This is a genomic window from Streptacidiphilus fuscans (assembly GCF_015690355.1).
GTDB lineage: Bacteria > Actinomycetota > Actinomycetes > Streptomycetales > Streptomycetaceae > Streptacidiphilus > Streptacidiphilus fuscans.
Window position 1 is genome coordinate 446,714 of sequence record NZ_JADPRT010000001.1, and the last position, 21,452, is coordinate 468,165.

Consider the following 21,452-nt stretch of genomic DNA (forward strand, 5'->3'; position numbering starts at 1 on the left):
GCACGGGTCGCGCGGCTCGGTCGGGTGGCGTGGCGGACGCCGCCGTCGCCCGCGGGCGCGGGCAGGGGAAGTGATAGGGGGGCGTGTGACGGGGCGTCACGGCCTGACGAAGCGCAGTGCCTGCCGCTGACACGTCGTGAACTGTCTGAGCGGCTCGCCGTCCGCGACCCAGGGCCAGGAGGAGACCACGGGGCCGATCCGCAGGAAGACGAGACCGGCGTCGCGCAGGCGGTTGGCCTGCATCAGCGCGTAGGCAAGGCCGTTGAGGTCCGCCAGGGCGCCGGCGTGCCGGAGGAAACCGGGTTCGGTCCAGGCCGGCACCGACCGGTCCAGCAGTCTCGCCTGCCGTGGCGCCTGCCACCAGCGGTCCGACAGCAGGTCGCCAAGTCCGGCGCCGTCCATGGCGCGGGCGTAGCGGCCCAGCGTCGCGGCCAGCTCCAGCCCGGCGCCGGGGGAGCCTTCGGGGATGTCGAAGCAGCGGCGGTCGACGAAGTCGTCCACCCGCCAGAACGAGGCGTCGTCCAGGGCGGTGAGATACGACAGCATCTGCAGGTCCGCCTCGCGGTTCCAGTGATCGCGCGCCAACGCCTCGCGCCAGACGGCCATCACCTCGGGACCAGGTCGGCGCAGCAGCCGGCAGAGGCCGAGACGCACCACCCACGGCGTCGGGTCCTCCGGCCGGAGCGCGGCGGCCTGCGCGCAGTCCTCCATCGCCGCGAAGGCCTGGTTGCTGAGCGAGCCGTCATTGCGCAGGTCGGCGTAGGCGATCCGGGCGCGGTAGAGCCAGGCATCCGCACTGCGCGGGTGCCGCATCACCCACGAGCGCGCCAAGGCCGGGTCGCTCACCTCGTCGGCCAGGACCGCCATCCGGTGACCGATCCGGTCCCAGTCACCGGCGACGCTGTCGAAGAGCTGGGCGACCGCGTCGACCTGCGTGTCGACCGCTCCCGGCATGGCGGGGGCACTGCCCAACTGCCTGCAGACGCGCCCCAGAGCCTCGTCGTCCAGTTCCGGGGTGAGCCGGGGAATCGCCCGCCGACCGCGTCCCAAAAAGTTCATGGGCCGACGTTACGAGTCGAACGGGCGGTTGTGCAGCCTTCTGCGGGATTTATTCCGACGGGTAACCTCAAATTCTGCTCAGATGAAGCCCTTTCGGCCCGCTCAGGTGCCACTTACGGGCGTGGCAGTGACTTTTTGATAACGGGAGTGCCTCCCCGTCTTCGCAGGCACCTAACGTGTCCCGCATTCTCTGGACAGCGCGGTGAACGCGAGCGAACACGAGGAGTTCCATGGTCTACGATCAACTCTCGGCTCCGGCCCGAACCGCGCGCCGATCCGGGGTCCTGCGCCGCGAGGTGGGCCTGATCGGCCTGATGTGGGCTTCGGTCGGCTCGATCATCGGCTCGGGCTGGCTCTACGGCGCTCGGAACGCCGTCACCGCTGCGGGGCCTGCGGCGCTGGTCAGTTGGGGTGTCGGCGCGGTGGCGATCGGCTTGCTCGCCCTCGTCCACGCGGAGCTCGGCGGGATGTTCCCGGTCTCGGGAGGGACCGCGCGCTACCCGCACTACGCCTTCGGCGGGCTGGTCGGCATGTCGTTCGGCTGGTTCTCCTGGATCCAGGCGGCGACGGTCGCTCCCATCGAGGTCGAAGCGGTGATCGGCTACGCCGGCCACTGGTCCTGGGCGGCGGGGCTGCAACGTGCCGACGGGACGCTGACCGCCTCCGGACTCGCGGTCGCCACCGCGCTGATGGTGGTATTCGTGACCGTCAACTTCCTTGGCGTGAAGGTGTTGGCCCATACCAATAGCACGGCCACGTGGTGGAAGATATTCGTGCCACTGCTCACCGTGTTCGTTGTGGCACTCACGCATTTCGACACCGGTAACTTCACCTCACACGGATTCGCTCCGTACGGCGCCAAGGGCGTCCTCGCGGCGATCAGCACCAGCGGGATCATTTTCGCGCTGCTCGGCTTCGAGCAGGCGATTCAGCTGGCGGGCGAGAGCAGCGATCCGAAGCGGCACATCCCCCGGGCCGTGCTCGGGTCCGTGACGATCGGCGCGGTGGTCTACACGCTGCTCCAGGTCGTCTACATCGGCGCGCTCCCGGCGGCGTCGCTGCGGCACGGCTGGGCCGCGCTCGTCTACCAGGGCATCTCCGGTCCGTGGGCGGGCCTCGCGGGAGTGCTCAGCCTCGGCTGGCTGGCAGCCTTCCTCTACATCGACGCGGTGATCTCGCCAGCGGGCACCGCGCTGATCTACACCACCTCGACCTCCCGCGTCTCCTACGGGCTGGCCGCCAACGGCTACTTCCCGCAGGCGCTGGCACGGACCGACCGGCGCGGCGTCCCGTGGATCGGGCTGCTGGTCTCGTTCGTGGTGGGCGTGGTCTGCTTCCTCCCGTTCCCGAGCTGGCAGCAGCTCGTCTCCTTCATCACCTCCGCCTCGGTGCTGATGTACGCGGGAGCGCCGCTCGCCTACGGCGCGCTGCGCCGGAGGCTGCCGCACCACCCGCGCCCCTACCGGCTCCCCGCAGGCGGGCTGATCTCGCCGCTCTCGTTCGTCATCGCCACGCTGATCATCTACTGGTCCGGCTGGAGCACCTTGTCGCGGCTGGGCTTCGCGGTGCTGGTCGGCTACGCCCTGATGGGCGGCTACGCCGTCTACGCGTCCGCGATGCGGCTGCCGCAGGCGCCGCGCATGCGGTGGCGCCCGGCGCAGTGGCTGCCCGTCTACCTCCTCGGCATCGGTGCGATCTCCCGGGAGGGCGGCTTCGGCGGGACCGGTCGCCTGCCGCTCGGCTGGGACATCGTTCTGGTGAGCGTGTTCGCGCTGGTCGTGTACTACTGGGCGGTCGGTGTGGCGCTGCGGACAGCGGAGATCGAGGCCGCGATCAGGGAGGCCGAACTGCACTGACGGCGCGTCGGCGCGTCGGTGCGGCGCGGGGGCGCGCGGGGGCGCGCGGGGGTGTCGCTCGGTCCGGCGCAACGGGAATGCGTGCGAAGTCGGTCGCCGCACGTTACTGTGCGGTAGGGATCGCTGTCGCCGCGCGAGCCTGCGATGGAACCGGCTGCCGGACCCACCGGAACGCGACGGAAGGTGAACGCCACGATGAGCCGCGCGAGCCACCCGACGCCCGGACTGGCGGAGCTGGCAACGCAGTTGAGTGAGGGTCAGCTCACCTCGCGCGCCGCCGTCGAGCAGACGCTCGACCGGATCGAGGCGACGCAGCCGACGCTCAACGCCTTCCGACGCGTCCGGGCCGACGCGGCGCTCGCCGAGGCCGACGACGCCGACCGGCGGCTCGCGGCGGGGGAGCGGCTGCCGCTGCTGGGCGTGCCGGTGGCGATCAAGGACGACACCGACCTCCTCGGCGAGCCCACCGCCTTCGGCTGCGCCGGGGAGTTCCCGCCCGCGCGGGCCGACGCCGAGGTGGTGCGCCGCCTGCGCGCGGCCGGAGCCGTCATCGTCGGCAAGACGAACACGCCCGAGATCGGCCAGTGGGCCTTCACCGAGAGCCGCGCCTTCGGCGCCACCCGCAATCCGTGGGACCTCGGGCGCACGCCCGGCGGCTCCTCCGGCGGGGCCGCAGCCGCGGTCGCGGCCGGGGTCGTGCCCGCCGCGATGGGCTCCGACGGCGCGGGGTCGGTGCGGATCCCTGCCGCCTGGACGCACCTGGTCGGCATCAAGCCGCAGCGCGGGCGCATCTCCGCCTGGCCGGAGCCGGCGCCGTTCAACGGCCTGACCGTCCTCGGCCCGCTCGCCCGCACCGTCGCCGACGCGGCGCTGCTGCTGGACGCCGCCACCGGCAACGCGTCGTGCACCGCATCCGGCAACAACCCCGGCGGCGACGCCCGCAACGACCCCGGCAACGACCACGGCCACGGCGAGACCTTCCTGCCCGCCGCCGGACGCGACCCGGGCCGCCTGCGCATCGGGCTCTCCTTCGGCGCGGCCTGGGCGATCCATCCCCTGCGTCTCGACCCGGAGATCCGCGACGCGACCGTCGAACTGGCCGAGACCCTGGCCCGGTTGGGCCACGACGTCGTCGAGGTCGAACCCCGCTACGGCCTGGTCGGCCCGGCGCAATTACCGCGCGCCCACGCGGGCATCCGTGCCTGGGCCAGGCGAGCACCCGACCCCGCACTGCTCGATCCGCGCACCCGCAGCAACATCCGCTTCGGCGCGCTCCTCGATGGCCCGGTGCTGCGGGCCGCCCGCGCGGCGGAACGGCCGCTCCAGCGCCGGATCGGCGCCGTCTTCGGGACGGTCGACGTGCTGCTCACGCCGACCACGGCCGCCCCGCCGCTGCGCATCGGCGCCACCGACGGCCTCGGCCCGAGCGGGATGGACCGGGCGATGATCACCGCCTGCCCCTACGCCTGGCCGTGGAACGTCCTCGGCTGGCCCGGGGTGAACGTCCCGGCGGGATTCACCTCGGACGGGCTGCCGATCGGCTGCCAGCTGCTGGGCCCGGCCGCGAGCGAGGCCCGACTGATCTCGCTGGCCGCACAGTTGGAGGCGGACCGCCGCTGGGACCTGCGCCGCCCGCCGGACCACGTGACACCGGCCGCGAGCCGCGCCTGACGGTATCTCAGCTTCGCGAGGCACCTGTCTCACGGGGCGGGGCAGCAGCGATTCAGCTCGGGAGGCATCACCATGACGACCGATCAGCCAGGCTTCGACCCGGCGGAGATCCTGGGAGAGATCACCGCGGCGACCGAGCACTTGCTGCGGACGGCGGAACAGCTCACCGACGCCGAGGTGCGCGCGCCGTCGCTGCTCCCCGACTGGTCGCGCGGACACCTGCTCAGCCACCTGGCCCGCAACGCCGACGGCGGTCGACGTCTGCTGACCTGGGCCCGGACCGGCGTGGAGACGCCGGAGTACCCGAGCCTGGCAGCCCGGGCCCGAGAGATCGAGGCCGGAGCCGACCGCAGCGCCGCCGAGCTGCTGGCCGACGTCCGCGACAGCGCCGCCGCGTTCGAGGCCGAATACCGGTCGATGCCGCCCGAGGCATGGCACCGCACGGTGCGCTGGACCGCCGGTCAGGAGCACCCTGCCGCCCGCGCCGCCGACTCACGGCTCTGCGAGGTCCTGTTCCACCACGCCGATCTGGACGCCGGATACGCGCCGTCCGACTGGCCGTCAAACTTCGTCGCGTCCCTGCTCGCCCGCGTCGTGACGTCCTTCAACGGCCGGGACGACGCCCCGGCGGTGCGGCTGCTGGCCACGGACACCGGCGCCGACTACACGGTCGGCGGCGGCGAGCAGCTCGCGCCGACCGTGCGGGGGACGCAACACGCCTTGCTGGCCTGGCTGGTGGGCCGTTCGTCGGGCGCCGACCTGACCGTGGACGATGCCGGCGCCCTGCCCACGCCACCCTTCCTCTTCTGATCCGGCGTACAGAGGTGGATTCAGGCGCCGAAGACGTTGTGCGGGGTGATGAGCTGCGTGATGGCCTGGCCGAGCAGGTTGACCGGCAGGTTGGCGACGTTCCGCTGGTAGGGGATGTCCGTGTTGATCATCAAGGTCAGCGTCAGCTGCTGGGACGGCAGGTAGATGTCCAGGGTCTCGTAGCCCGGGACCTCGCCGTTGTGGCCGATCCAGCCGTTGACCTCGGCGACCCCGAGACCGTAGCCGAAGCCCGCAGTGCCGGTGGGCACGAAGGTGAGCCGCTGGGCCTGTGTGTGCGGCGACAGCAGGTTGCCCTGGTAGAGGTCGTAGGCCCAGGCGTGCAGATCCCTCAGATTGGAGATCATGTCCCCGTCGGCCCAGGCCCAGCTCGTGCTCCAGCCGGTGGCGTCGGCGACGGTGCCGTGGGGCGTCTGCATGGTGTAGCCGTGCGCGTGCGGCCTGGGCAGGTACGTGGTCGGAGACATGAAGCTGTCGCACAGGCCACTGGGCTCGATGACGTGCTGCCAGACGTACTGCTCCAGCGACGTGTGGGTGAGCTTCTCGACGACGAGGCCGAGCAGGACCGTGTTGCTGTTGGAGTAGAGGTACGCGGCGTTGGGCGCGAACAGGTTCGGGTGCTTGAAGCCGTACGCCAGCAGCTGTTGCGGGGTGAAGCTGCGGGTCGGGTGGGCCTCGAACTCACGCAGGAAGCCGGTGTCCGCCGTGTACGGGTACAGGCCGCTGCGCATGTCGGCCAGTTCGCGCAGCGTGATCTTGCTTCCGCCGGGCACGCCCGCGATGTACTTCGAGATCGGGTCGTCGAGCTTCAGCAGCCCCTGGTCGACCAGCTCCAGCAGGGCGGTCACGGTGAACGTCTTGGTGATGCTGCCGATGCGCGTATTGACGTCGGCACGCATCGGCGCGTCGGTCTTGAGATCGCGGACGCCGAAGGTGCGGACGTACTGGTGCCCGTGGACCCCGCGCTGCCAGAGACCGACCACCGCCCCCGGGATGCCGTAGGTCCGCATCGCCTCCTGGATGGTGCGGGTGAGCCGGTCGGTCGACGCCGGGTTGAACGGGCTGAAGGGGCTGCCGGTCTTGGCGGCAGCGGACCTGACGGAGGGGAGGGTGTCGGCCGAGGCGGTGGTGAGCGGGACGAGCAAGGCGGCGGCGGCTGCGGCGAGCAGGCCGCGCACCGGCATCCGGCTGCGCAGGGAGCGGCGGGGACTGAGCGGTTTCGTGCGGGATTTCGAGCGGGATTTCGAGCGGGATCGCATGGGCAGGCTTCGCCTTTCGGTTTCGCAGGGCCCCCTCTCAGAAGGCTGACAACCATCTCGGCGCGTGTCCGCTCACAGCAGGCGGCTGATCAGGTGAAAAGTGCGCGGAGCCACCCCGTCGGCGCAGCGCGGCGCAGGACGTGCGCGCTGTATATGATTGATCGTCAGTGGTCGTGCCGTTCCCGCTGTGTGCAGAACCTTGACCGATGCGGCGGCAGTCTGGTGATCATGGGCTCGTGACCCGCGACCTCTCGACACCGCCCGTCATCCCGTCCGGCCTGCTGGCCGGCTCCCCTCAACCCACGCTGCCCGCCGCCCAAGGCCGGCTGGTCCTGCGCCCCTGGACGGCCGCCGACGCGCCGGTATTCCTCTCCGCCTACCAGGACCAGGAGATCCGCCGCTGGCACACCCGTCGTCCCTCGTCCGAGACCGGCGTCCGGGAGTGGTTCGCCCGCTACCGCCAGGACTGGGAGCAGGAGCGGGGCGCCCACTGGGCGGTCGCCCGGAGCGGGGGCGAGGTACTCGGCCGGATCGCCCTGGGCAGCCTGAACTTCGACGACGGCACGGCGGGCGTCGGCTACTGGGTCCTCCCGGCGGCCCGCGGCGCGGGAGTGGCGACGAGCGCTCTCACCACGCTGTCGGAGTGGGCCATCGAGAAGATCGGCTTCCACCGCCTCCACCTGGACCACTCGACGCGCAACCACGCCTCCTGCCGGGTCGCCACCAAGTCCGGCTACCGGCTCGAAGGCACCAAGCGCAGCGCCGCGCTCCACGACGACGGCCGCCACGACATGCACCTGCACGCCCGCGTCCGCGAGGCGTGAAGCCTCGGGCGCTGTATCTGCTCCGGCGCATAGGATCGCCGTATGGCACTGCGACCTGTTCAGGTGAACTTCAAGGCTCTTGACGACGCGGCAGTGGGCCGCTTCTGGGCCGAGGCGCTCGGCTGGGGGATCTCCAGCGAGGCGCCCGGCGTGACCAACGTCGAACCCGGGGGTGGTTTCGTCTGGCCGGACCCGGCCGCCGTCTGCATCGACGTCGTGGCCGTACCGGAACCCAAGACGGCCACGAAGAACCGGGTGCACCTCGATCTCGCCACCACGTCGGCCGCCCACCAGGCCGAGCTGGTCGAGCGACTCCAGGCGCTCGGGGCGACGCCCGTGGACGTCGGGCAGGGCGACGTGCCGTGGACGGTGCTCGCCGACCCGGAGGGGAACGAGTTCTGCGTGCTGGAGCCCCGGGAGATCTACCGGGACACCGGGCCGATCGCCGCAGTGCTGGTCGACTGCGAGGATCCCCGTGCCATGGCCCGGTTCTGGGGCGAGGCGACGGACTGGAACCTGCACGAGGTGACCGACGACTTCGTCTCCCTGCGCTCGGCCAAGGGCGTCGGCCCATACCTGGAGTTCCTGCGCGTGCCCGGTGGGAAGACCGTTCCGGACCGCGTCCACATCGACCTGCTGCCGTACACCGATGACGACAAGGCGGCGGAGGTCGCCCGGCTGAAGGCGCTCGGTGCCACCGACCTCGACCTCGGTCAGGGCGACGTGGCGTGGTCGGTGCTGGCGGACCCGGAGGGCCACGAGTTCTGCGTCCTCGCGCCGCGCTGATTGCGCTGATCGCGCCGACCGAGCGGAGGCGCCGACTCGACGACCGGGCTGGTCGCTGAGTCGGCGCCTTGCGTGTCCGGCCTGCTGTCTGCGCCTTGTCAGTACCGCCGACCCTTTTCGCGCATGCGGCGGTTGCGTGCCGCTCTGCGTCGGTGCTCCGCTTTCTCTGCCCGCTCGGCCTTCTCACGGGCCCGCTTCTCGGCTTCGGCCTTTGCGGCCCTGGGCCCGGCATCGACGTTGCCACCAGCCACAACTGCTCGCCTGCTGTGGGGCGTTGCTCCCAGGCCGCGCTGACCGACCTGCGCTCCCTGTCCGGCGTGGCGTAGTTCGCCCGGTCGGGGCGGGCGGAACCCACACTCGTCGACAGAAGTAGCCGAGTTCCGCGCGACGAGGCAGTGGAGGTGTCCGGGGCGTCAGCTGCGCAGGACGCGAAAGCGATCGGGCTGTGCCGGGTCCCGGTCGACGACCTGGACGGGTGGCCAGGCCCACTGCCAGACGTTGATGCCCGGCGCGCGCGAGAACCGGATCGGCCCGCGAGTGCCTTCGACGGCAAGGCGCGGCCAGGCGTCCGCGAGGCGCGTGCGATCCGTGCCGCACGAGCGCAGTGCCTCGGCGAGGACGGTGACCGTGTCGTAGCCCTCGAAGGCGACGAACGAGGGTGTCACGGACAACTGCTCGCGCAAGGCCGACTCGACGCGCGCGCCGAGTGGGCCGAAGTGCTCCGGGAGGTAGCGCAGGAACGGGATCGCGGCGCCGTCGTCGCCGAGCAGCGCTGCCCACTCCGGGAACTCCGGCTGCCCGGCGGGTGCACCGATCAGGACCCCGGCCAAGCGTGGGTCTCGGCGGGCAGCGGTGACGATCGGCACGGCGGGTTCCGGGTGGCCGACCAGGAGGAGCAGAGCCGTCGCCCCACTGGCGACGAGAGCGTCGCACACGGCCGTTGGGGTGAGCGCGCCCGCGTCGAGTTCGACGACCGAGCCGCCACGTCGAGCGACATGCTCACGCAGGATGCGCGTCCCGGACGCCCAGTAGACGCTCGACTGCGCCGCCACGGCGATGCGCGTGTGGCCTGCGGCGAGCAGGAACTCGGCGTAGATCCGCCAGCCGTGGGACTGCGCAGGGGCGATGCGCGCGACCCATTCCGTCGGCTGGTCGGTGAGCGCGTCGAGAACCGCCGACGAGCAGAGGAACGGCAGGCCGAGCGCATCGGCGCCGGCGGCAGCGGCACGGGCGACGACGCTGTGGTACTCGCCCACCACGGCCGCGACGCCCAGCCCGTCCAGCTCCTTCACGGCCGCTGCGGCCTTCTGCGGATCCGCAGCCGTGTCCCGGACCAGCAGCTCCAGTGGCCTGCCGTCGATCCCGCCGGACGCGTTGACGTCCCGAAGGGCCAGCTGGAGACCTGCGAGCAGGTGCTGACCTGCCTCGACCCAGCCGGGGCGCGTCAACGGCACGAGCGCGCCGAGCCGCACGGTGGTGGTGCCGTCGCCCTGCTCGGACTGTCCGCGCTGTTCAGGCTGTTCGGGATCTTGGTTCTGAGTGACCATGGCGGCCATTGCATCCTCGTCGGCGCCCACAAGCAAGTGACTAACCCTCAGGCAGCGTCTCGACCCAGAGCAACTCGCCGGAGCCGAGCGCCACGTACGCCCTGGGCCGCATCGGCACGTCGTCGCCCCGGCGCGACAGCAGCGCCAACTCGCCCACCTGCACGGCGTAGTCGCCCAGCTGGGCGCTGCATTCGGCAACCAAGCCCTTCGGGTCGGCGGTCCGGCCGAGGGAGAGATGCGGGGTGAAGCCACCAGCCCGGCCCCGGCAACGGGGAAAGCGCTCCACCAAGGCGGCGTGCAGGGCACGCCAAGGCGCTTGGCCCGCTGCGGCCGGGTCCAGCCAGGCGGTGCTGTAGGCGCGGTGGCGGAAGGTGCGGATGCCGGAGAGCCGTGCGGCGAACGCCGGGACCTCGGCGGTAGCCGCCGCGAGCAGAGGCGCGGCCAGGCGGAAGTCGGACTCGGGGACGAAGCCGAAGAGCACGTTGACGTGCGGCGGCCAGCGCCGGATCTGCGGGTCGTGATCGGCGCGGACCGCCTGGATGGGCGGCCACAGGTCGTCCGGCGGCAGCCATGCCAGCGCGGTTCGGGGTGTGGGCGCCACGTCGAAGACACCGGAGCCGCCCGAGGTCACGAACTGGACCGCGCCAGGTGGTCCGCCAGCTCGCGAGGATGGCTGAGCGCGGCCAGGTGGCCGCCGGGGATCTCCTCGATCTCCAGGCCGAGCCGCTCGCGGGCCAGACGGCGTTGGAACTCCAGGGGGAAGAACCGGTCGTCGCGGCCCTGGAGAAAGCGGGTGGTGATGTCGGGCCACTCCGTCAGCGGCCAGGGCTGCTCGAACAGCGCCGAGGGCGGCGCCGCGCCGCCCTCCGCCAGGGCCTCCGCCGTCACCTCCGGCGGCACGTCGTGAAAGAAGTCGACGCGGACGTCGACGCCCGCGGACGGCTCGCGCCCCGACGCGACGGCGTACTCCGCGCGGGCCTGGGGTTGGCCCGTGTCCTCCCACCACTGCCCCGCCGTCTCCCCGGGCACCGGCACCATGGCGTTGAGCAGGACCAGTTCGGCGACGGGCAGGGGCAGCCGTTCACACGCCACCGGCGCATGGAACCCCGCGAGGGACTGGGCGACCACGACCAGTTGCCCCGACCGGTCGAACTCGTCGAGCACCGCGGCGCCGACGGCCTCGGCGAACTCGTCGTAGCCGGAAGAGTCGGCGGTGGGCAGGTCCAGCGTGATCACCCGATGGCCCCGCGCCCGCAGTTCGGCGGCGAGCAGATGCCACATCCAGGCCCGGCCGTCTGCGCCCGGGACGAGCGTGTAGGTGGTGGTCATGGCGCACTCCTTCTGCCTGCTGATGTCCTCGACCGTATCCGCCACCACTGACAGCGCCCGGACTGACGGCAGGTCAGCGGGGCGCGCGTGCGCTGTCCCCGCGCCCCGACCCGTCAGCTCGCCCCGACTCGTCAGCTCGGACCGAGCAGCTCGGCCCAGTCGGCGGGGACGCGGCCCGCCGGGCCGGGGACGGGCTGGTCGGCCGGGTGGCTCACGGGTGGGGCGAGCTCCGGCCCGGAGTCGTAGAACTCCGAGGCGACGTAGTCCCAGAACCAGCTCTCGCCCGGTTCGAAGCTGCGGACGATCGGGTGACCGGTGTCCTGGGCGTGCGCCGTGGCGTGCTTGCCGGGGGAGTCGTCGCAGCAGCCGATATGGCCGCAGTGGGCACAACGCCGCAGGTGCAGCCACCAGCCGCCGGCTGCGTCGCACTCGACGCAGCCGGTACCGCTCGGCGGCACGGAGGGGTCGACGGAGGCGAGCCGGGGGTGCGGGTCGTTCGGGTGCTCGGGACTCATGGTGCGGCTGCTCCTGCGGGCTCGGACGGGGGCACGACGCGACGCGATGACGCGTTCAGCGGGCGTAGACGGCGACGAAGTCGCGGGTGGCCTGGGTGTAGTAGCGGTCGGCCGCCTCGCCGAAGTCGAGCATGTTGGAGGGCTTCGGGTTGGCCGGGTCGACCCTGGAGTCGTAGCTCATGAAGGACGGCCAGGCGCCGTTCATGTCCAGCGGCATCGCCCGGACCGCGCCCGCGTGCTGCATCAGCTCGGCCAGCGTGCGGGCGGAGAGGGCCTGGCCGACGACCATGATGATGTCGCCCTTGGCGGTCTCGCCGACGCCCGACCGCTCGACGTACTTCTTGCCCTGGTACGCCCAGCCGTAGGCGTACGGCACGTCGATGTCGCTCGCCAGCTTGCCGCCGTCGACCATCAGGGTCAGGCACTGCCGCACGCCGACCACGTCCGGGGTCATCTTCGCGTCGCGGCCCCAGACGCCGATTTTGATCGTGCCGTCCTTGTAGAAGACCTCGGACGCCGCGCCGTCGCGCAGCGTCGAGTCCGTCCGGCCGTCGAGGTAGAAGCCGCCCTTCGACGTGCCGTCGGTGATCCGGAAGCCACCGTTCCAGGTGGCCATCAGGCCGGTCCGCTGGCCGACCGGGATCGTGGGCGGGACGGCGAAGCTCCCGCCGGGCTCGCGGAAGCCCGGGTGCAGCAGGAAGCGTGCGTGTGCCGCGCTGATCCATGCCACTGCGGCCTCGTAGGAGGAGTGCTCCGCGTCCGGGCGCACGTAGGTTCCCTGGACCAGCGGCAGGCCGTGGTAGGTGACCAGCGCTCGGAAGACGCCCTCGCCGGGCAGACGCGGGGTGATGCTGGTCGGCATCGGAGCGAGCATCGGCACGGCGGAGTTGAGCGGGCCGCTCCCGTTCGTCGCCCGCATCTGGGCCAGCTGGGCGGCCGTCAGGGAGCCGCCGACGCGGGGCGGGTTCAGCTCGTACTGCCAGTCCTCCAACTGGTTGATCACCAGGCCGAGGTGGTGGTCGCGTCCCCACTCGGCCAGCCGCGCCTCGGTGCCGTCGCGGCCCGGATAGGTGAGCGCCTGGCCGATCGACCAGCCCAGCCAGCCCGCGCACACCAGGCCGGTGGCCAGGACGCTGCGGGTGACGATCCGCCGTCGGCGGCGCTGAGCGGGCGTCAGGTCACTGGCCCGCTTCCACGGGAGCAGTCGGCGGCGACGGCGGCGCTCCGCCGGACGGTCGGCGACGGCGGTTGCGCCGTTGTGGTCGGTCATCTGCGATTCCCTCGTCTCCCTCTTCGCTGCGCGCGGAGACGCAGAGCAGTGCGATCAACGGATGGACTGGAGGACGGACTGCCGTGAGCCGTGCGAGCCGTGATTGCCGTGCACGCGTCCCATGCATGCCATGCCTGACGTCGCCTCACGCGGCATCGGGTGGTGAATCACCCGCACGAACCGTCGCCCGGCACGGCGGGACTATCGCCCCGGCGAGGTCGACGGCGTCGCGGTGGGCTTGGGCTGCAGCACGGGTGTGGAGTTCCCGAAGACGGGATGGTCGGTGTTCTGCTGGATCTGTGCGGCCTGCCGCCGGATCCCCGGCAGCGCCGCGTACAGCGCCGAGCCCGGACAGTAGGTGCAGTCGGCGTCGGTGTGGCCGGAGATCACGGCGAAGGTGGCCCGGCTGCCGGCCGGGAAGCGGCTGAGCGAGTCGGAGCAGGTCAGCACGGTCGTGGAGAGGGCGTCCACCCCGTGCAGGCTGAGCTTCCAGGCGCACAGCGCGCTGAGCGACTGGAGCATCGGCGCGGGCACGTCCGCGCCCTCGGTGAACGTGCCGATGGCGGCGATGCCCGCCGAGTTGACGTTGAAGCCGCTGCACTGGGCGCCGATCACCGGCCGGTCGACGCCGCCGTGACGGCCCTCGTAGATGTTGCCGAAGCGGTCGACCAGGAAGTTGTAGCCGATGTCGTCCCACCCTCGGCGCCCGGTCTGGTCGTCCTTCATGCTCCAGATGATGCTGGGCACGTCGGCCAGGTCGTACTCGTTGCCGCTGTCGGTGTGGTGGATGAAGATGGCCTTCACCGCGTCCGCGTAGTGGGGCGCGGGCAGCGGCTTGTTGCGGCCGATGGTGTCCCAGTCGGCGCGCCGGATGATCGCGGGCTGCGCCGCCGTCCAGTGCAGGTCCACGGGGTCGGCGAACACCCGGGCGGGCGTGGACGACGGCGCGGGCGCGGTGGATCCGCGCACCAGGACCGTGGTGACTCCTCCGACCAGGGCGACCTGTGCCACCCGACGCATCAACAGACGCCGCTCGACGTGCATGAGTACGACGATATGCACGGATCTGCGGGGTGGGGGCTCGGGAACCGGCGCTCGGGTGAGAAGTTCCGCCGGGTGGGTGTCCCGTGTTACGCCAGGTGGGAGGCGCGATGTGACGCACCGTGAGAAGTAGTGTGACGCGCCATCAGAGTGCGCTGATCGGGCACGCGGTGATGACGATCGGTCTCGCCGCCCATGCGTGGCCGCTCCGCGGCCTACTCGCCGACGGTGATGCCGCCCCACTCGCTCGGCGCGACGTCCCGCACGGTCTGGGTGAACTCCCAGCGGTGGCCAGCCAGGTCCTCCAGCGTGCACTGGCGTTCGCCGTACGGGTACTCGGTCGGCTCCTCGACCACCCGCGCGCCGTGTGCACGGGCCTGCTCGAACCGGGCGTCGACGTCCTCGACGCGTACCTTGATCACATGGGTGTGCCCGCCCTGCGTCGGCGACGGCGGTCGGCGTTCCCCGTGCGCATCGGCGATGATCACGGCCCCGTCCGCGCCGATGCGCATCTGCGACCGGTGGTCCTCCCCGATCCGCACCCGCTCGGCGAACCCGAAGGCCGCCGTCAGCCAGGCGACGGCCGCGCGCACGTCGGGGTAGACCAGCACCGGGATCACCGTGCTGTGGGGGATGGAACGGTTGCTGAGCACGGCATCAACGTACGTCCGCCCGGGCGCGGCAGCCAGTCTGCGGTGGTGCCGGGGGCTCAACCTGCGGCGTCCTGTTCCGGGTGGGCGAGTCGGCGGCGTGCTCGTGCCAGGTCGCGCACCCTTTCGTCGTCGACCTGGTCGCGGGCGGTGGGCGCGGGGCAGACGGCCGCGTGGGCCGGGCGGACGAGCGTGTCCGGGAGTGGTTCGATGCCGCCGAAATGGACGGCGGTCAGCCTGATCACGTAGCGGGAGTTGCGGGCCGTCGTGGGGAGCAGCCGCCATTGGTACCGGGAGGGGATGGTCTTCGCGGGCACTTCGTCGGCTTCCAGCGCGATGCGTCGGCCGTAGTTGGTGATGAAGTACGTGAGCGGGGCACCGCAGTCCGGACACGGCTGCGGTTCGTGGAAGGTCAGGTCGTCGGGATCCTCCTCGGGCCACCCCGTGGAGCCGTCGGCCGCGACGGCGATCCGCACCGCGTCGGCCCAGTCCTTGTCGCACAGCCAGCCCAGGGGAACCGCGCGGCCGCGTTGCTCGACGTCGTCGCCGGTGCTCTGGCAGCGCTGGCAGGAGTGCTGCCCCTCCCCACGTCTCCCCATGCAATCGACGATGCGACGTGATCCGGCATACTTCCAGGGCTGTTTCCGGCCGAATCTTCGCAGGTCACGCCGGTGGCCGTCGCACGCGTGCCGTGCCGTCCCACCGCTCCCGGGCGTCACGGCGGGTGCGGGCGTGGGCCCGGGGTGCCGAAACGCCCACGCTGTCGGCACCCCGGGTGAGGAGCCGCGAGGCCACCTGTCCATGCCCTCGCGACACGGGGATCCGGCCGCTCAAAGCAGAACCCCGCAGGTGCCCCTTACCCCCGCTGAGCTGGGCAAACCCTGTTGCTGTCCGTGCTGGGTCGTGTCCGAACGGTAGTGATCGGGCGGGTGCCGCGCAGTCGCGCCGTGCAGGCAAAGGGGAAGCGGGTCGCCGCGCCAGCGCGGTACGTTCGGGCGTATGCCCGATGATCTTTTTGCCGATCCCGCCATGGCCGCGCTCTACGACCCGATGGAGGGCGACCGCGACGATCTCGACTTCTACGCCCGGATCGCGGAGGAGTTCGGGGCGCGCGATGTGCTGGACGTCGGGTGCGGGACGGGCGTGCTCGCACTGATGCTGGCCGATCGGGGCATCTCCGTCACCGGGCTCGATCCGGCCGCGGCGTCCCTGGAGATCGCTCGCGCGAAGCCGGGCGCTGACCGGGTCCGGTGGATCTGCGGGGACGCGAGCGCGCTGCCGCCGACGCTCTGCGTGGATCTGGCCGTGATGACCGGGAACGTCGCGCAGGCCATCGTCGAGCCGGACGCCTGGGACGGCACCCTCGCCCGCGTCCGTGCGGCGCTGCGGCCCGGCGGGCATCTGGTCTTCGAGACCCGGGATCCCGCCAGGCGCGCGTGGGAGACCTGGAACCGCGAGAGCTCCCACCGGGTCGCGCGGTTCCCGGGCCTCGGGAGGGTCACCAGCTGGGTGGACCTGCTCGATGTCGACGGCCCGCTGGTGACCTTCCGCTGGACCTACCTGCGGGAGGACGACAACGGGCGGGAGCTCACCTCGCTCTCCACGCTCCGCTTCCGCGAGCGGGACGAGGTCGAGGCGGACCTTGCCGCGAACGGATACGAGGTCCGGGAGGTACGGGACGCCCCGGACCGTCCCGGCAAGGAGTTCGTCTTCGTGGCCCGGAGGCCGGCAGGCGCTGACGCGGCCTGATCAGACGTGGCCCGGCCTGACCGGGCCTGATCCGACCCGACGTCAGACGAGCCGCTCCAGATAGCCGTTGCTGACCAGCCACCCCACGTTGAGCTGTGCCGGAGCGCCCGGGAACAGGGACGGGTCGAGCTGGTACTGCCAGCCCAGGCCCGGCTGGTTGAACCAGGGCGCGATCGGACCGGCGTCCACCTCGAACGGCTTGAGCACCTTGTAGTCGTGGTAGTTGCACCCGGCCGCGGGGTTCCCGTCGAGGCTCTGCGGCGGGAGGGCGCGCGAGGAGTACGCCGAGCCCGCCGGGGCGAGGAAGGAGCCGTACTCGCTGCCGAAACGGTCGATGTCCAGGCCGCGCAGCAGCCGCTGGTGGATCTCCATGGGCTTGCCGTCGGGCGCGATCAGGTAGCCGTTGTCCGGCGGGTAGCGCCAGCCGCCCGCGCCGTTGTAGGCCGTGGGGTCGTAGAACTGCGCCAGGAACGCAGCCGGGGCCTCGCCGCCCGTGCGCCGGTAACCGTTCAGCTCGCCGCCGACCGCTCCCGTGGTCGGGAGCTGCTCCGGACCGAGGCGCGCGTCGCCGTCGTGGAAGGCGGCGGAGCAGTCGTCGCTGGGCAACGCGTCGGCGTGCGCGGCCGTCGCCTCCGCGCCCACGCCGGTGAACACCGTGGCCGCGACGACCAGGGCGAGGCCCACGCCGATCCTGGAAAGGTTCTGAGCAACCGTCATGGGGTGATCAAAACACTCCGCCACAGCCTGACGGTCCGTTACGTGATCAAACCACCCGAAAGAGCGGAACCGCCGGTGGCAGGCCCTGCGTCACCCCTCCCACCTGCGGGGATGCCAAGCAACCGGGCTCAGCCCATCCAGTCGAACGTGTCCGGGTCCGGGCCGATGCGGCCGCCGTGGTCGAGGGCCGCGATCGCCGCCAGGTCGTCCGCGTCGAGGGTGAAGTCGAAGACGTCGAAGTTCTGCCGGATCCGCTCCGGGGTGACCGACTTCGGGATCACCACGTTCCCCAGCTGCAGGTGCCAGCGGAGCACGACCTGGGCCGCCGTCTTGCCGTGCTTGGCGCCGATCGCGACCAGCGTCTGGTCCTCCAGCAGACCGCGACCCTGGCCCAGCGGGCTCCACGCCTCGGTCGTGATGCCGTGCTCGGCGTTGAGGGCGCGCAGCCCGTTCTGCGGGAAGTAGGGGTGCAGCTCGACCTGGTCGACCGCGGGCACCAGGCCGGTCTCGGCGAAGAGCCGCTCCAGGTGCTTCGCGCCGAAGTTGGAGACGCCCACCGCGCGCGCCCGGCCCTCGGCGTGGATCTTCTCCAGCGCGCGCCACGCGTCGACGTACCGGTCACGCGAGGGGACCGGCCAGTGGATCAGGTAGAGGTCGATGTAGTCCAGCCCGAGCCGCTCCAGGCTGGCGTCGAACGCGCGCAGCGCGCCGTCGCCCGCGTGGTCGGTGTTCCAGAGCTTGGTGGTGACGAACAGTTCGTCACGCGGCAGGCCGCTGTCGCGCAGCGCCAGGCCGACGCCCTTCTCGTTGCCGTAGATCGCGGCGGTGTCGATGCTGCGGTACCCGGCGGCCAGTGCCTCGCCGACGACGGTGCGGGCCTCCGCGTCCGGCACCTGCCAGACGCCGAAGCCGAGCTGGGGCATCGTCAGCCCGTTGTTCAAGGTGATCGTCTGCATGTCGACCAGTCTGCCAGGGTGCGGCCGAGGTGCCTCGCCGAGCGTTCCACCGGGGTTTGCCGGGTATCCCCCGTTCGGCCCACGGGCGTTGTCGCGGGTCTGTCGAGAATCTGCTCGCACGCCCCCGAGCCGAGTGCGCCGACGCACCGGAGACCGGAGTCAGACCTGATGTCCTCTTCGTTGAACCGACGCCGATTCCTGCAGTTGGCCGGTGGCACCGCCGCCGCGTCCGTGCTGTCCACCAGCGTCGCGCGCGCCGCGTCGATCCCGGCCAACCGGGCGACCGGCAGCCTGCGCGACGTGGAGCACATCGTGGTGCTGATGCAGGAGAACCGGTCCTTCGACCACTACTTCGGCACCCTGCGCGGCGTCCGCGGCTTCGGGGACCCGCACCCGGTCACGCTGCCCAGCGGCAAGCCGGTCTGGTACCAGAACGACGGCGGCGCGGGTGGCGGCAAGGACGTGCTGCCGTTCCACCCGGACGCGCCCGACCTCGGCCTCCAGTTCCTGGAGGACCTTCCGCACGACTGGAACAGCACGCACGGCGCGCTCAACAACGGCGGCTACGACCGCTGGGTGCCCACCAAGAGCGCCACCTCCATGGCGCACCTGACGCGGGACGACATCCCGTTCCACTACGCCCTGGCCGAGACGTTCACCGTCTGCGACGCCTACCACTGCTCACTGCTGGGCCCGACCGACCCGAACCGCTACTACATGTGGACCGGCTACGTCGGCAACGACGGCAAGGGCGGCGGCCCGGTCATCTCCAACGCCGAGGCCGGGTACGGCTGGACCACCTACCCCGAGCGGCTGGAGGCGGCCGGGGTCTCCTGGAAGATCTACCAGGACGTCGGCACCGGTCTGGACGCCAACGGCTCGTGGGGCTGGACGAGTGACGCCTACATCGGCAACTACGGCGACAACTCGCTGCTCTACTTCGACCAGTACCGCACCGCCAACCCCGGCGACCCGCTCTACGACAAGGCGCGCACCGGAACGAACGCGAGCGCGGGCGATGGCTTCTTCGACGTGCTGCGCTCCGACGTCAAGGCGGGCAAGCTGCCCCAGGTCTCCTGGATCGTCGCGCCCGAGGCGTTCACCGAGCACCCGAACTGGCCGGTCAACTACGGCGCCTGGTACATCTCGCAGGTCCTGGACGCGCTGACCGCCGACCCGGAGGTGTGGAGCCGCACCGCGCTGCTGATCACCTACGACGAGAACGACGGCTTCTTCGACCACCTGGTCCCGCCCTTCGCCCCGGCCGACGCCGCGCAGGGGGCGTCGACCGCCGACACGAGCCTGGAGATCTACAGCGCGGGCGGCGGCGCCGTGGCCGGTCCCTACGGGCTGGGCCCGCGCGTGCCGATGCTGGTGGTCTCGCCGTGGAGCACCGGCGGCTACGTCTGCTCGCAGACCTTCGACCACACCTCGATCATCCAGTTCATCGAGCAACGGTTCGGCGTCCACGAGCCCAACATCTCGCCCTGGCGTCGCGCCGTCTGCGGTGACCTGACCTCGGCGTTCGACTTCCGCCGCCATGACGACGCGGCCCCGTCGCTGCCGTCGACCGCCGGCTACCTGCCGCCCGACAAGAACCGCCACCCCGACTACGTGCCCACGCTGCCGGCCAACCCGGCGCTGCCCAAGCAGGAGCGCGGCACCCGCCCGTCCCGTCCGCTGCCCTACGACCTGGCGGTCGACGGCTCGGTGGACGCGTCCGGCGCGCTGACCGTCGGCTTCGCCAGCCACGGAGGGGCGGGCGCGAACTTCTTCGCGACCTCCACCTCCCGCACAGACGGCCCGTGGACGTTCACCGTGGGCGCCGGACGCAGCCTCAGCCACGTCTGGACCGCGCCGGGCGCGGCTGCCGCGAAGCCCGGGCCCTACGAGCTGACCGTCCACGGCCCGTCCGGGTTCCTGCGGCAGTTCCGCGGCGAGCCGGGGCAGCTCGGCGTCGAGGTGACGGCCCGCCACGAGGGCGCGAGCGGCGAGCTGCGGCTGACCCTGGCCAACCACGGCAAGGCGAGCGCGCACGTGGTCCTGGTCGACGCCTACGGGGTGCACGGGCCGGTCACGCTCACCCTGCGGGCGGGCGCCACGGCCGTGCACCAGGTGGACACCCGCCGCACCAACGGCTGGTACGACGTCTCGGTGCTGACCGACGGTCGGCCGTCCGACCTGCGTCGCCTGGCGGGTCGCGTGGAGACGGGCCGGGCCGGCACCAGCGACCCGGCGATCGGGCGCGGCTGACGCTCGTGTGACGCGACGCAGCCGGACGGGCGGGCCGAGGGCCTGTCCGTCCGGCTGTGCGTGTGTGGATGCAGCGTGTGCAGGCAACGCGTGCTGGCAGCGCGTCAGCTGGGACCCTGCTGCTCCGACCGGACGCCGCCCCGCGTGCGGAAGGTGCGGCGGTAGGTGTCCGGGGGGACCCCGACCGTGCGGTGGAAGTGGCGGCGCAGGGTCGTCGAGGTGCCCATGCCGGTGGTCTCCGCGATCAGGTCGATGCCCTGGTCAGTGGTCTCCAGCAGCTCCTGTGCGCGCCGGATCCGCTGGCTGAGCAGCCACTGGAGCGGTGTCGTGCCCGTCACCTGCCGGAAGTGGCGGCCGAGGTGACGTGAGCTCATCCGCGCCTGCCGGGCCAGGTCCTCGACGGTCAGCGGCTGGTCCAGCCGCTCGATCGCCCAGGGGAGCAGGTCGGCGAGCGGATGGTTGCCCGGCGCGGGCATCGGACTGGTGACGAACTGGGCCTGCCCGCCGTCCCGGTGCGGCGGCACGACCAGCCGCCGGGCGACCGCGTTGGCCGTCGCCGAGCCGTGGTCGAGGCGGACCAGGTGCAGGCAGAGGTCCATCGCGGCGGCCTTGCCCGCCGAGGTCAGCACGCTGCCGTTGTCCACGTACAGCACGTCGGGGTCCACCTCGACCAGCGGATGGCGCTCGGCGAGGATGTCGGTGTGCGCCCAGTGCGTGGTCGCGCGCAGGCCGTCCAGCAGACCGCCCCTGGCCAGGACGAACGCGCCGGTGCAGAGGGACGCGATCCGCGCTCCCGCGTCGTGGGCCGCGCGCACCGCGTCGACGAGGTCGTCCGGCGGGTCCTCGTCGACGTCCGCCCAGCCGGGGACGATCACGGTGTCGGCGTGCCGGAGCTGGTCGAGCCCGTGGTCGGGCTCCAGCCGGAACCGCCCGACCTGCACGGGTGCCGGGCCGCAGAGGACGAGCCGGTACCAGGGATGCGCCACGGTCACCGGCGGGGAGCCGAACACCTCAAGGGCGAGCGAGAGTTCGAAGTGCAGCATCCCGTCGGTGACGGCGAGGGCGACGGTCTTCACGTCCGGATCCGCGTCCCGATTCATGTCCGGAAGTGTATGGGTGATGTCGTTCCGGACACTAGTGCC

At 71.9% G+C, this 21,452-nt stretch carries 20 protein-coding genes; 7 read left to right on the top strand and 13 right to left on the bottom strand.

What is annotated here, in order from left to right; all coding sequences use genetic code 11:
* Positions 1 to 96: 96 nt before the first annotated feature.
* Positions 97 to 1,059, bottom strand: coding sequence for a hypothetical protein (locus I2501_RS02055; protein ID WP_196191999.1), 963 nt, complete (start codon positions 1,057 to 1,059; stop codon positions 97 to 99).
* Between the two features lie 230 nt (positions 1,060 to 1,289).
* Here I2501_RS02055 and I2501_RS02060 point away from each other — a divergent pair, with 230 nt between their 5' ends.
* From I2501_RS02060 to I2501_RS02070, 3 genes are all read left to right on the top strand, one after another.
* Positions 1,290 to 2,915, top strand: coding sequence for an APC family permease (locus I2501_RS02060; RefSeq protein ID WP_236045728.1), 1,626 nt, complete (start codon positions 1,290 to 1,292; stop codon positions 2,913 to 2,915).
* Between the two features lie 195 nt (positions 2,916 to 3,110).
* Positions 3,111 to 4,586 (top strand): amidase, encoded by a 1,476-nt coding sequence (locus I2501_RS02065; RefSeq protein ID WP_196192000.1) that lies wholly within the window; start codon positions 3,111 to 3,113, stop codon positions 4,584 to 4,586.
* Positions 4,587 to 4,658: 72 nt separating this feature from the next.
* Positions 4,659 to 5,396, top strand: coding sequence for a maleylpyruvate isomerase family mycothiol-dependent enzyme (locus I2501_RS02070; protein ID WP_196192001.1), 738 nt, complete (start codon positions 4,659 to 4,661; stop codon positions 5,394 to 5,396).
* A 20-nt stretch (positions 5,397 to 5,416) separates the two neighbouring features.
* Here the strand turns inward: I2501_RS02070 and I2501_RS02075 are convergent, their stop codons facing one another.
* Positions 5,417 to 6,598: a serine hydrolase domain-containing protein gene (locus tag I2501_RS02075; RefSeq protein WP_236045729.1), complete on the bottom strand. Its 1,182-nt coding sequence runs from the start codon at positions 6,596 to 6,598 to the stop codon at positions 5,417 to 5,419.
* A 311-nt stretch (positions 6,599 to 6,909) separates the two neighbouring features.
* Between I2501_RS02075 and I2501_RS02080 the strand changes: the two genes are divergently transcribed.
* Positions 6,910 to 7,497, top strand: coding sequence for a GNAT family N-acetyltransferase (locus tag I2501_RS02080; RefSeq protein ID WP_196192003.1), 588 nt, complete (start codon positions 6,910 to 6,912; stop codon positions 7,495 to 7,497).
* Positions 7,498 to 7,539: 42 nt separating this feature from the next.
* Positions 7,540 to 8,283, top strand: a complete 744-nt coding sequence (locus tag I2501_RS02085) for a VOC family protein (protein ID WP_196192004.1) — start codon at positions 7,540 to 7,542, stop codon at positions 8,281 to 8,283.
* A gap of 413 nt (positions 8,284 to 8,696) precedes the next feature.
* Here I2501_RS02085 and I2501_RS02090 read toward each other — a convergent pair whose 3' ends face one another.
* The 8 genes from I2501_RS02090 to I2501_RS38935 all read right to left on the bottom strand — a co-directional run bounded on the left by I2501_RS02090 (position 8,697) and on the right by I2501_RS38935 (position 15,234).
* On the bottom strand, positions 8,697 to 9,839 hold the full coding sequence (locus I2501_RS02090) for an ABC transporter substrate-binding protein (RefSeq protein ID WP_196192005.1): 1,143 nt from the start codon (positions 9,837 to 9,839) through the stop codon (positions 8,697 to 8,699).
* A 31-nt stretch (positions 9,840 to 9,870) separates the two neighbouring features.
* Positions 9,871 to 10,461 (bottom strand): 2'-5' RNA ligase family protein, encoded by a 591-nt coding sequence (locus I2501_RS02095; RefSeq protein ID WP_196192006.1) that lies wholly within the window; start codon positions 10,459 to 10,461, stop codon positions 9,871 to 9,873.
* Entirely contained in the window at positions 10,458 to 11,159 is a 702-nt protein-coding gene (locus I2501_RS02100) for an alpha/beta fold hydrolase (RefSeq protein ID WP_196192007.1), read from the bottom strand. Before I2501_RS02100 ends, I2501_RS02095 begins: the two co-directional genes overlap by 4 nt.
* Positions 11,160 to 11,290: 131 nt before the next feature.
* Positions 11,291 to 11,674, bottom strand: a complete 384-nt coding sequence (locus I2501_RS02105; protein WP_196192008.1) for a UBP-type zinc finger domain-containing protein — start codon at positions 11,672 to 11,674, stop codon at positions 11,291 to 11,293.
* Between the two features lie 55 nt (positions 11,675 to 11,729).
* Entirely contained in the window at positions 11,730 to 12,944 is a 1,215-nt protein-coding gene (locus I2501_RS02110) for a phosphodiester glycosidase family protein (RefSeq protein ID WP_196192009.1), read from the bottom strand.
* A 201-nt stretch (positions 12,945 to 13,145) separates the two neighbouring features.
* The gene (locus I2501_RS02115) at positions 13,146 to 13,988 is read right to left on the bottom strand and encodes an N-acetylmuramoyl-L-alanine amidase (RefSeq protein WP_196192010.1); all 843 of its coding nucleotides are present in this window, start codon (positions 13,986 to 13,988) and stop codon (positions 13,146 to 13,148) included.
* 212 nt (positions 13,989 to 14,200) lie between these two features.
* A complete protein-coding gene (locus tag I2501_RS38930) occupies positions 14,201 to 14,638 on the bottom strand; it encodes a VOC family protein (protein ID WP_196192011.1) in 438 nt (145 codons plus the stop codon).
* Between the two features lie 56 nt (positions 14,639 to 14,694).
* Entirely contained in the window at positions 14,695 to 15,234 is a 540-nt protein-coding gene (locus tag I2501_RS38935; protein WP_196192012.1) for a DUF6083 domain-containing protein, read from the bottom strand.
* 400 nt (positions 15,235 to 15,634) lie between these two features.
* On the opposite strand from I2501_RS38935, the gene I2501_RS02130 reads away from it, so the two are divergent.
* Positions 15,635 to 16,384: a class I SAM-dependent methyltransferase gene (locus I2501_RS02130; RefSeq protein ID WP_196192013.1), complete on the top strand. Its 750-nt coding sequence runs from the start codon at positions 15,635 to 15,637 to the stop codon at positions 16,382 to 16,384.
* Positions 16,385 to 16,426: 42 nt separating this feature from the next.
* Here I2501_RS02130 and I2501_RS02135 read toward each other — a convergent pair whose 3' ends face one another.
* Positions 16,427 to 17,101 carry a TNT domain-containing protein gene (locus tag I2501_RS02135; RefSeq protein ID WP_196192014.1) on the bottom strand — a complete coding sequence of 225 codons (675 nt, stop codon included), beginning with the start codon at positions 17,099 to 17,101 and terminating at the stop codon, positions 16,427 to 16,429.
* A gap of 128 nt (positions 17,102 to 17,229) precedes the next feature.
* The gene (locus I2501_RS02140; RefSeq protein WP_196192015.1) at positions 17,230 to 18,057 is read right to left on the bottom strand and encodes an aldo/keto reductase; all 828 of its coding nucleotides are present in this window, start codon (positions 18,055 to 18,057) and stop codon (positions 17,230 to 17,232) included.
* Between the two features lie 168 nt (positions 18,058 to 18,225).
* Here I2501_RS02140 and I2501_RS02145 point away from each other — a divergent pair, with 168 nt between their 5' ends.
* Positions 18,226 to 20,310: a phosphocholine-specific phospholipase C gene (locus tag I2501_RS02145; protein WP_196192016.1), complete on the top strand. Its 2,085-nt coding sequence runs from the start codon at positions 18,226 to 18,228 to the stop codon at positions 20,308 to 20,310.
* Positions 20,311 to 20,414: 104 nt separating this feature from the next.
* Here I2501_RS02145 and I2501_RS02150 read toward each other — a convergent pair whose 3' ends face one another.
* Positions 20,415 to 21,410: a helix-turn-helix domain-containing protein gene (locus tag I2501_RS02150; RefSeq protein WP_196192017.1), complete on the bottom strand. Its 996-nt coding sequence runs from the start codon at positions 21,408 to 21,410 to the stop codon at positions 20,415 to 20,417.
* Positions 21,411 to 21,452: the final 42 nt, after the last annotated feature.

Bases quoted from the DNA above. Each gene is read 5' to 3' on its own strand.
- I2501_RS02140 (WP_196192015.1), bottom strand. From the start codon at position 18,057: ATGCAGACGATCACCTTGAACAACGGGCTGACGATGCCCCAGCTCGGC.
- I2501_RS02060 (WP_236045728.1), top strand. From the start codon at position 1,290: ATGGTCTACGATCAACTCTCGGCTCCGGCCCGAACCGCGCGCCGATCC.
- I2501_RS02100 (WP_196192007.1), bottom strand. From the start codon at position 11,159: ATGACCACCACCTACACGCTCGTCCCGGGCGCAGACGGCCGGGCCTGG.
- I2501_RS02105 (WP_196192008.1), bottom strand. From the start codon at position 11,674: ATGAGTCCCGAGCACCCGAACGACCCGCACCCCCGGCTCGCCTCCGTC.
- I2501_RS02130 (WP_196192013.1), top strand. From the start codon at position 15,635: ATGCCCGATGATCTTTTTGCCGATCCCGCCATGGCCGCGCTCTACGAC.
- I2501_RS02145 (WP_196192016.1), top strand. From the start codon at position 18,226: ATGTCCTCTTCGTTGAACCGACGCCGATTCCTGCAGTTGGCCGGTGGC.
- I2501_RS02135 (WP_196192014.1), bottom strand. From the start codon at position 17,101: ATGACGGTTGCTCAGAACCTTTCCAGGATCGGCGTGGGCCTCGCCCTG.
- I2501_RS02065 (WP_196192000.1), top strand. From the start codon at position 3,111: ATGAGCCGCGCGAGCCACCCGACGCCCGGACTGGCGGAGCTGGCAACG.
- I2501_RS02075 (WP_236045729.1), bottom strand. From the start codon at position 6,598: ATGCCGGTGCGCGGCCTGCTCGCCGCAGCCGCCGCCGCCTTGCTCGTC.
- I2501_RS02085 (WP_196192004.1), top strand. From the start codon at position 7,540: ATGGCACTGCGACCTGTTCAGGTGAACTTCAAGGCTCTTGACGACGCG.
- I2501_RS02070 (WP_196192001.1), top strand. From the start codon at position 4,659: ATGACGACCGATCAGCCAGGCTTCGACCCGGCGGAGATCCTGGGAGAG.
- I2501_RS02110 (WP_196192009.1), bottom strand. From the start codon at position 12,944: ATGACCGACCACAACGGCGCAACCGCCGTCGCCGACCGTCCGGCGGAG.
- I2501_RS02090 (WP_196192005.1), bottom strand. From the start codon at position 9,839: ATGGCCGCCATGGTCACTCAGAACCAAGATCCCGAACAGCCTGAACAG.
- I2501_RS02150 (WP_196192017.1), bottom strand. From the start codon at position 21,410: ATGAATCGGGACGCGGATCCGGACGTGAAGACCGTCGCCCTCGCCGTC.
- I2501_RS02055 (WP_196191999.1), bottom strand. From the start codon at position 1,059: ATGAACTTTTTGGGACGCGGTCGGCGGGCGATTCCCCGGCTCACCCCG.
- I2501_RS02115 (WP_196192010.1), bottom strand. From the start codon at position 13,988: ATGCACGTCGAGCGGCGTCTGTTGATGCGTCGGGTGGCACAGGTCGCC.
- I2501_RS38935 (WP_196192012.1), bottom strand. From the start codon at position 15,234: ATGGGGAGACGTGGGGAGGGGCAGCACTCCTGCCAGCGCTGCCAGAGC.